Source organism: Venenivibrio stagnispumantis, from assembly GCF_900182795.1.
In the GTDB taxonomy this organism is placed as follows: Bacteria; Aquificota; Aquificia; order Aquificales; family Hydrogenothermaceae; genus Venenivibrio; species Venenivibrio stagnispumantis.
In genome coordinates this window covers 1-8042 of record NZ_FXTX01000030.1, presented here as the reverse complement: position 1 = coordinate 8042, position 8042 = coordinate 1, and the positions used below count along the sequence as shown (strand labels likewise).

Sequence of the window (8042 nt, the reverse complement as noted above, 5' to 3'; positions counted from 1 at the left end):
GTTTCTTTAACAGCTCTTTTAATTCTTCCGTATTCTCTTTTATTAACTCTCTTTTTACTCTCTTCATATTAATTATTATACATCAGTTTTGGTATAGATGATGAGGAAAAGCAAACCGATTTTATCAAAGTAGATGATGGGGATTTATCAACTCATATGCACGTTTTAGGAGCTACCGGTAGTGGTAAGACCGTATTCTTATCCTATCTTGACGCACAGGCTATTTATAACGATTACTCTTTAATCAAGCTTGATATGAAGTTTGACGAGCAGAACTTTAAGCTATGCTATGGACTTGCTTATCATTGGAATAAACCTTTTTATTTTCTAAACCTTGCATCTCATACCGGTAGCAATGCAGGATTATCAAGTTTTGGAACACATTCTTATAATCCACTTGAAACCGGAGATGAACTTTCAATAACTGCAAAGATAATGCAGGCTACCAAATCAAGCGACGCAGTTAGTTATTATGAAGAAGTTAAAGAAACTTCCGTTAAAGCCTTTGTATCTGCTTTTTTATCTACCGGTAAAAAATGGACTTTCAGGGATTGGTATGCAACGCTTATTGATTATGAGATTATGCTTGATTTGATAAATCAAACAAAAAATGAGATGGCTAAAAGCTATCTTTATAACCTATATGACAGGCTAAACGATGATAAAAAGAGAATGCAGGCAGAGAAAGATATATCAGGGCTTAGAAACTTTGTTGCAAAAATGAGTGATTATGACTTCCTAAACTCTTATGTATCAGATATAAACCTTGAAAAGCTAATCTTTGCTAATGCCGTTGTTTATATTGTTTTGCCAAAGCTATTATTCGGAGAAGTGGCTAAATCACTTGGAAAGATGATAGCGTCGGATTTGCAATATATTACCGGTTATTTAGCAACAAGAATGCAAAAGACAAAAATAATCCTTTCAATAGATGAGTTTGAGAACTTTGTATTTGAGGGCATACAGGATTTATTCAACAAAGGAAGAAGTGCAGGAATAAGGGTTATAGCATCACATCAAAGCTTGTCCGATATAGCACACGAAGAAAAAGAAACAATGAAAAGAATAATTCAGGCTAATACAAGAATAAAGGTTTTCTTATCACAAGCAGACACCGAAAGTGCAGAGTGGTTTTCAAGTTTGGTAGGTAAAAGGGAAGTTAAAGCAAGTATCAACTTATAGGGCTTAACGGCAAGTAGCAATTACGATTACATTGTAGAGCCACATCAATTAACATCACTTGCAAACTTTCAGGCTTATTATTACATCAGAGGTAAAGCATACAGGGGGCATATATATGCCGTGCCATCTGATTTTGAGTTTGGAGTAGATATTCCATATCCTAACTTCAAGCCTAAAATCAACAGGGAAAACGGCATAAGGCTATTTGAGAAACTCGTTGAAAAACAAAACAAATCTTCGGAAGAAGAAACCGAACTTTAAATTTTTGCGTATTAATTATAAACAACTCTTTGGAGGTGTAAAAATGAAAAAGTTAATCCTTGCAGGCATTTTGGCAGTAGCTACCACAACTTTTGCAGTAGAAACAAACTTTAAGCATTATGAAACTTTTAAAGAAGCTTACAAATCAAGCAACGATGATTTTACTGCAATGGCAAAGCTTTATCTGTATGTAGGTGGCAAAGTTATGGGTGGCTTTATTGATTACAACTCCGTAAAAGACAAAAAGCAAATCATACCGGCCATTCCGGTAGCAGATGAGCGTAATATCAAAAATGAAGTATGGGACACTTACAAGGCTTGTAAAAATGCCGTGATTTCAGAGGAGCAATTTGGCAAAAACAATTGCGAAACATCAAGGCTTATAGTGGAATGCAACACTAAAATAGAAATTGAAAAAGAGCTTAGAAGATACTAAGAAAGGGGGTGAAAAGCTATGCAAAAGCTAATGGATTTGATTAAAAAGCTATTTGGCAAAATCAAAAGGGGGTAAGCAATGAGAAAGCTAATCATAGCCGGTATAATAGCCGGCTTATCTTTTACCTGTAATGCAATGGAATTTAACATTTACCACTCCGAATATGAAAAGTTTAAAGATATTCTCATTGATAGCAAAACAGACGAAGAAGCCATCAAAAAACTAAAAGAAAGATACGGCTTAAAAGATGATTTAGCGAAAGAGTTTGAAGATAGCATTTATCCTTTATGTAAAAAAGCCGTTAAAGCAGATGGCTACTTTGGAATATTAAATTCTGAAACTTCAAGGTTAATCCTTACTTGTGAAGAGAAGTTAGAAAAGCTACATAACCTAAAACAGGAGACCAAACAATGGATTTAAAGCAAGTATTTAAGCACAGAAGGAAGAGAAGGATTATCCTTTTAGTTCTTCTCGCTATTTCAGTTTTTGCAACGATTAAGGTTTATAGGGAGAAAGTTAATGAAATTTACAATTATCAAATTCAAAAAGAAATGCAAGAAAAGAGTTTGAGAAAAATTAATTTGAAGGAGGTTTAGCAATGGACTTAAAGCAAATCTTAAAGCACCAATACAAAAAGATTATTCTTATAGCACTACTTGTAATTGTAGGCTTTACAATGTTTAGGGCTTATAGTGGCTTTTTTGAGAAAGTCAATACAATGTGGGAAACCAATTTGAACTACAATATAGCTAACCTTATAACACTCGCACAGCAAAAACTTGATAAAGCACAATTTGATGTAGATTACTATTGCACTAACTTTGATTTTAGCTTGGAAGAAAACAAACAGAAAGAAGAAACACCGGAATGCAAACTTGCAAAAGAAAGATACGCACAGGCTTTAAAAGAGTATCAAGAATTACAGGCCAAAAAAGATGAATTGCTAAACACACAAAAGCAAGTTAAAAGCTACTATGACGCTTTAATCTTATCAGCACAACAAACACCACTTCCTTTTGGACTTTTGATTATCACTGCAATTGCATTTTTAGGCTTAGTAGGGGCTTTAATTAACGAATTTTTACCTAAAAGAAAGAAAAATTAACTTCGGAGGTAAGATAAAATGAAAAAGCTAATTCTTGCAACATTGTCGGCAGTTAGCCTTGCTTTTGCAGGCAACACCGATATGGCTAACTCCGTTAATGAGTTAGTTAAAAGTGGAGTAGATAAGTATCTTCCACAACTAAAACCTGATAATGCATTCAGCAAAATGTCCTTAAAAACAAGCTATTATGCAAAGTTTAAAGAGTATTTCTTGCAATCAAAAACGGAAGATGATGCTATAACACTTGCAATTAGTTATTTAGAACCTGTAAATTGGCATTCTTTCCAATTGGTAAAAACTTGCTATATGGCATTAAAAAGCGAAGCATACTTTGGCTTAAACTCACCTGAAACTCAAAGATTAATCCTTGATTGCGAAGAAAAAGCAACGGCATTGAGGTTGGAATGAGATTTCAAAAAATCCTTTGTAGCAAAACAAAATTATACGGATATGAAGTTTTAAATCCGGTTAAAAACTACAAAGAAGATTTTAGCAATATAAAGGTAGTCCTAAACAGGCTACCTTATTCTCTACTTGATTTTTCGGTATTAATATTATCTATTCAAATATGTATTTTTTCACTAATACTAAATAATTCTAAAACTAAATAGTTATTGCTTAGCTAAAGAAATTTGCTATAATGTTTTATTATAACGAAGGATTAAAAAATGACAGAGGAAAATAATGTATAAATTATCTAAACAACCACTGGTTGAAGTTGCTTTTGAGCTTTATTGGGGAAATAAAAATAAAGGTGATTTATACTTTGACCCTAATTATAGGTTAATTATCGGTGCTCTTTATGAACGTATTAAAGAGAAATTCCCCGAATTTGAAACTTTACCTACAGTTAATATTCCAATAGAAGCTTTACCTTCCGGAAGCAAAATAGTTCAATATAGATTTTGGAGTAAAAATAGAAAGTGGCCTGTTGTTCAAGTAGGACCAAATATACTAACTGTCAATATGAATAAAGAATATGAAAAATGGGAAAATTTTAAACCCTTAGTTTTGAAAGTAGTAAATAACTTTTTCTCAATTTATCCAGATAAAGAAAATTTATTCATAGACAATTTAGCTTTAAAATATCTTGATGCTTTTCCTTTTGATTTTATAAACGATAATGTTCTTGAATTTTTAAAGAAAAAACTTCATGTTAATATTGGAATTGATTTTGGAGAGGAAGAAAGACGAAATAGATTTCCTGAAAACCCTATAAGTGTTGAATGTAAATTAGAATATTTTTTAAATGAGCCCAAAGGACTTTTAGGCGTGCATTTTTTTAAAGGTCTTATAGAAAACAAGAAAGAAAGCTTGTTTATTGAAAGCCATGTAGAATCTTTACAAATGTCAAATATAGAACCAAATATAGAAAGTATATCTAATTGGCTTGATAAAGCTCATGAAATGACAGATTTTATATTTTCAAGCATAATAAGAGGAGAGCTTGAGGAAGAATTAAGATGAATACTTTAACTTATAAAACTTCTTATGATTATACTGAATCAAAACCGGACATATTGGAAAAGTTAAGTGAATTTATATATACTACTACACGAATAGCAACTACCAGTAAAAAAGAAGAGCTTGTAAATTTTTTAAAAGATAAAAGAGATATTATTGGAAATTTGGAAAATTTTAATAATTTTATAGAGAAACTTAATGAAAATGAAATAGATGTTTTTTTTAAACTATTAAAGAAGCTAATTAATGAAAAACGAAATTTTCGTATTAAGATTTTTAAAACAGAAGGAAATTTAGAAGAAGTAAATTTTATTATTTATTATAGCAAGGAAATGCCTTATGAAAAAATAGAAAAAGATATTTTTGAGATAAACGAATTTTTGGAACAAAATTTAAATTTAAATAAAATCGGCAAAAATTCGGATTTATGGTACATTGGCTTTGCAGGAATAAGGGTATAAGACATGTTCCAATGGGAAGATTTTATAACTCTTTCGCAAAAATTATTTTCTAAAGAAGAGTCAGAATGGAAAGAAGTTCTTGAAGGAAGAAGTTGTGAAGAAGCTCTTTACAGAATGATAGTAAGTAGATGTTATTATGGTATTTTTAAGAAGGTAGAAGATTATTTAATGAATAGATTTAATTTTCCACAAGTTGGAAGTTCCCATGAGCAAAAAATAAGATTTTTACAAAATCACAATAATAGAAATGTACAAGAATTTGGAAGAAAACTTAGATCTTTAAAAACATTAAGAACAATAGCCGATTATGACTCTAGTGAAAATATAAACCGAGAAACCGCTAAAGATGCTATACAAAAAGCCTCTGAACTCTTTCAAAAATGGGAAGAAATAATTAACTTACTTTAAGTTAAAAGATAGAAATCAATTTTGATAGTTCAACTCCTTAAAAGAAAAAAAGAAAGGTCTAATAAAGTGAAAACTCTAAATATGCAAGATTTATTAAAGCAATACAAGATAGATGTTGAATATATAGATTTAGATGATACTTTTGAACTTGAAGATATGTTTCATACTAGAAGTGAAATCGTAAAAAATCTTGATAAGTTAAGTTTAGATGAAGTTAAAGAATTTTTAAAAGCCGAAAAAGAACTTTCTAAATATTTATCCGAAATAAAAAATAGGTATAAAACTTTCTATAAAAAAAATGTAGAACCTATAAATAAAGAACTTAGAAATAGGCTCAAAATATTAAAAGAACACATATCTTTGGTTTATACCTAAAAGGAATTTTATCAAAACAAAAACTAAATCTAATCACTATGTAAAGCTTTAACTGACGATAAATTTAACCTTGCGAAAAACCTTAAATTTAATTTATTTCAAGGATTTTATTTTATTTGATACAGAAATGTTGTAAAATACATATAAAGAATATAAATTAAACTTTAAGGAAATTTAAAATGATAAAATTTAAAGAGTTAGGTTTTAAAAGTTTTGAAGAGTATAAATCTAAATTTTTTGAAACTCTTTTAACTACAAATAAAACTTATGAATATTTTGTTGATTGGGATAAAGTTAAGAATACTGTAAGAAAGAACTTGAATGAAATTTTTTTATTAAACTCATTATCTAAAATTGAAAATGAAAAAAGAGAACAATACTTGCAACGTTTATTAAAAAATTATCCAAAAGTTGTAGAAATTATTCCTATTCTTATAGCCGAAAGAGCTAAAAATGGGAAAATAGATATATTTGACCCGGAATTAGAAAACTTTATAAATTTTAATTTTAGTTATAAAGCTGATATAAATAAGATTGTAGAGTTTTGTAAGAAAACCGGTATTGTGAAACTCTTTGATGAAATAACAAATTTATATGACTATATTTTTGGCATAGAAGTAGGATTAGATACAAACGCAAGAAAAAATAGAAGTGGTGATATTTTTGAAAAATTATGTGGGAAAAAAATTGAAAAATTGTTAAAAGGAAAGCCTTATAAAATTGTAAGTCAGGATTTAAATTTTTCCTTATACTCAGAAGGTAATAAAAAGCATGACTTTGTAATTTATAAAAATGAAAAACCTGTCCTTTTGATTGAGTGTAGCTTTTATAACGGAACCGGTAGTAAGCCAATTGAAACAGCAAGAAGTTATATCCAATTATACAAAAAAGCAAAAGATAACAATGTTAAATTCTTATGGATAACTGATGGTCTTGCTTGGAAAAGCCTTGAAAATCAATTAGTTGAAGCTATGAAAGAAATGGAATGGGTTCTTAATTTTAGATTGTTAAATCTTATAGAAAGAATTTTGGGAGTAGATGAAAATGATAATTCCGGTTAATACTAAACCAAAACCATTCGTAAAATGGGCGGGTGGAAAAAGACAAATAATAGATGTTTTACTACAAGAAAAACCATTGAATTTTAATAATTATATAGAGCCATTTTTAGGCGGTGGAGCATTTTTATTTGAACTAATGCCGGAGAATGCAATTATAAATGATATAAATACAGAGTTAATTAATGCTTATAGAGTAATAAAAAATTATCCGGACGAACTTATTGAAAGTCTAAAAAATCATCAACATCAACACAATGAAAATTATTATTATCAAATAAGAGCATTAAATCCGGCAAATTTAAATCCAATAGAAAGAGCAAGTAGATTTATTTATTTAAATAAAACCTGTTATAATGGCTTATATAGAGAGAATTCAAAGGGTGAATTTAATGTTCCTTTTGGCAGATATAAATCTCCTAAAATTGTAGATGAAGAAAATATAAGATTAGTATCAGAATATTTAAATAATGCAAATGTAGAAATATTTAATAGTGATTATAAAGAAGTTTGTAAATTAGCACAAGAAGAAGATTTTATTTATTTAGACCCGCCATATTATCCACTTAGCAAAACATCTTCTTTTACAAAATACACAAGATATGATTTTACGGAAGATAATCAAATAGAATTATCTATGATTTTTAAACAATTAGATAAAAAAGGTTGCTTTGTAATGTTATCAAATTCTAATAGTCCTTTCATAAAGGAACTTTATAAAGGCTACAATATAATTGAAATAGAAGCAAATAGATGTATAAATGCAAATGGAAAGAAAAGAAAAAAAGCCAATATTGAAATCCTTGTTAAAAATTTTTAAAAAAACTGCTAAATATAGACTTTGAGGAAACAAAACTTTTTTATTTGAAAATTTTTGCAAAAAGGGTTATATTATCTTTATATCCTTTTGCTAATTAATTAGCTATCATCAGATAATCTTTTTACCTTTCAAAAGGTCTTAAAATCAACCAAAAAGCTACTTGCAATAGAATAGGAACATTTTGCTTAATCGGTATCGGTTTTAAGCAAGGTAGCAGTCTTATATTATTTTCATACATTTCTTTATCCGTAGCATAAACCCTTACCGGCTTGTCCGGTATTAAGGGCTTTCCGAAAGATAGCTTTAAATACCGGACAAGTCCGGAATAACTTTTCAGGAGGGTTTGTGCTATGGCATTAGTAAAAGCAGAAGAAGTAATACCAAAACTGATGTATAATAATTAATATGAAGAGAGTAAAAAGAGAGTTAATAAAAGAGAATACGGAAGAATTAAAAGAGCTGTTAAAGAAAC

At 29.3% G+C, this 8042-nt stretch carries 14 protein-coding genes; all 14 read left to right on the top strand.

The window, feature by feature from the left end:
• The first annotated feature begins 81 nt into the window (after window positions 1–81).
• The 14 genes from QOR43_RS08315 to QOR43_RS08250 all read left to right on the top strand — a co-directional run bounded on the left by QOR43_RS08315 (window position 82) and on the right by QOR43_RS08250 (window position 7570).
• Window positions 82–1182, top strand: a complete 1101-nt coding sequence (locus QOR43_RS08315) for a type IV secretory system conjugative DNA transfer family protein (protein WP_345782868.1) — start codon at window positions 82–84, stop codon at window positions 1180–1182.
• A 120-nt stretch (window positions 1183–1302) separates the two neighbouring features.
• Window positions 1303–1443 (top strand): hypothetical protein, encoded by a 141-nt coding sequence (locus QOR43_RS08310; RefSeq protein WP_265134545.1) that lies wholly within the window; start codon window positions 1303–1305, stop codon window positions 1441–1443.
• Between the two features lie 43 nt (window positions 1444–1486).
• Window positions 1487–1879: a hypothetical protein gene (locus QOR43_RS08305; protein ID WP_265134544.1), complete on the top strand. Its 393-nt coding sequence runs from the start codon at window positions 1487–1489 to the stop codon at window positions 1877–1879.
• Window positions 1880–1957: 78 nt separating this feature from the next.
• Entirely contained in the window at window positions 1958–2299 is a 342-nt protein-coding gene (locus QOR43_RS08300; RefSeq protein ID WP_265134543.1) for a hypothetical protein, read from the top strand.
• Window positions 2290–2475, top strand: a complete 186-nt coding sequence (locus tag QOR43_RS08295; protein WP_265134542.1) for a hypothetical protein — start codon at window positions 2290–2292, stop codon at window positions 2473–2475. Before QOR43_RS08300 ends, QOR43_RS08295 begins: the two co-directional genes overlap by 10 nt.
• Before the next feature lie 2 nt (window positions 2476–2477).
• Complete coding sequence (locus QOR43_RS08290; protein ID WP_265134541.1) at window positions 2478–2984, top strand: hypothetical protein; 507 nt, start codon at window positions 2478–2480, stop codon at window positions 2982–2984.
• Between the two features lie 18 nt (window positions 2985–3002).
• Window positions 3003–3392: a hypothetical protein gene (locus tag QOR43_RS08285; protein ID WP_265134540.1), complete on the top strand. Its 390-nt coding sequence runs from the start codon at window positions 3003–3005 to the stop codon at window positions 3390–3392.
• Window positions 3389–3595 carry a hypothetical protein gene (locus tag QOR43_RS08280; protein ID WP_265134539.1) on the top strand — a complete coding sequence of 69 codons (207 nt, stop codon included), beginning with the start codon at window positions 3389–3391 and terminating at the stop codon, window positions 3593–3595. Before QOR43_RS08285 ends, QOR43_RS08280 begins: the two co-directional genes overlap by 4 nt.
• A gap of 73 nt (window positions 3596–3668) precedes the next feature.
• The gene (locus QOR43_RS08275; RefSeq protein ID WP_265134538.1) at window positions 3669–4451 is read left to right on the top strand and encodes a TIGR04255 family protein; all 783 of its coding nucleotides are present in this window, start codon (window positions 3669–3671) and stop codon (window positions 4449–4451) included.
• Window positions 4448–4909, top strand: coding sequence for a hypothetical protein (locus QOR43_RS08270; RefSeq protein WP_265134537.1), 462 nt, complete (start codon window positions 4448–4450; stop codon window positions 4907–4909). Before QOR43_RS08275 ends, QOR43_RS08270 begins: the two co-directional genes overlap by 4 nt.
• A 3-nt stretch (window positions 4910–4912) precedes the next feature.
• Window positions 4913–5317, top strand: a complete 405-nt coding sequence (locus tag QOR43_RS08265; protein WP_265134536.1) for a HEPN domain-containing protein — start codon at window positions 4913–4915, stop codon at window positions 5315–5317.
• A gap of 21 nt (window positions 5318–5338) precedes the next feature.
• Window positions 5339–5692 (top strand): hypothetical protein, encoded by a 354-nt coding sequence (locus QOR43_RS08260; protein ID WP_265134535.1) that lies wholly within the window; start codon window positions 5339–5341, stop codon window positions 5690–5692.
• A gap of 179 nt (window positions 5693–5871) precedes the next feature.
• The gene (locus QOR43_RS08255) at window positions 5872–6753 is read left to right on the top strand and encodes a type II restriction endonuclease (RefSeq protein ID WP_265134534.1); all 882 of its coding nucleotides are present in this window, start codon (window positions 5872–5874) and stop codon (window positions 6751–6753) included.
• Window positions 6737–7570 carry a DNA adenine methylase gene (locus QOR43_RS08250; RefSeq protein WP_283571477.1) on the top strand — a complete coding sequence of 278 codons (834 nt, stop codon included), beginning with the start codon at window positions 6737–6739 and terminating at the stop codon, window positions 7568–7570. The genes QOR43_RS08255 and QOR43_RS08250 overlap by 17 nt, the downstream gene beginning before the upstream one ends.
• Window positions 7571–8042: the final 472 nt, after the last annotated feature.

What these genes read in the sequence shown, in the direction of transcription:
- QOR43_RS08305 (WP_265134544.1), top strand. Translation starts at nt 1,487, where the DNA reads ATGAAAAAGTTAATCCTTGCAGGCATTTTGGCAGTAGCTACCACAACT.
- QOR43_RS08300 (WP_265134543.1), top strand. Translation starts at nt 1,958, where the DNA reads ATGAGAAAGCTAATCATAGCCGGTATAATAGCCGGCTTATCTTTTACC.
- QOR43_RS08295 (WP_265134542.1), top strand. Translation starts at nt 2,290, where the DNA reads ATGGATTTAAAGCAAGTATTTAAGCACAGAAGGAAGAGAAGGATTATC.
- QOR43_RS08290 (WP_265134541.1), top strand. Translation starts at nt 2,478, where the DNA reads ATGGACTTAAAGCAAATCTTAAAGCACCAATACAAAAAGATTATTCTT.
- QOR43_RS08285 (WP_265134540.1), top strand. Translation starts at nt 3,003, where the DNA reads ATGAAAAAGCTAATTCTTGCAACATTGTCGGCAGTTAGCCTTGCTTTT.
- QOR43_RS08280 (WP_265134539.1), top strand. Translation starts at nt 3,389, where the DNA reads ATGAGATTTCAAAAAATCCTTTGTAGCAAAACAAAATTATACGGATAT.
- QOR43_RS08275 (WP_265134538.1), top strand. Translation starts at nt 3,669, where the DNA reads ATGTATAAATTATCTAAACAACCACTGGTTGAAGTTGCTTTTGAGCTT.
- QOR43_RS08270 (WP_265134537.1), top strand. Translation starts at nt 4,448, where the DNA reads ATGAATACTTTAACTTATAAAACTTCTTATGATTATACTGAATCAAAA.
- QOR43_RS08265 (WP_265134536.1), top strand. Translation starts at nt 4,913, where the DNA reads ATGTTCCAATGGGAAGATTTTATAACTCTTTCGCAAAAATTATTTTCT.
- QOR43_RS08255 (WP_265134534.1), top strand. Translation starts at nt 5,872, where the DNA reads ATGATAAAATTTAAAGAGTTAGGTTTTAAAAGTTTTGAAGAGTATAAA.
- QOR43_RS08250 (WP_283571477.1), top strand. Translation starts at nt 6,737, where the DNA reads ATGATAATTCCGGTTAATACTAAACCAAAACCATTCGTAAAATGGGCG.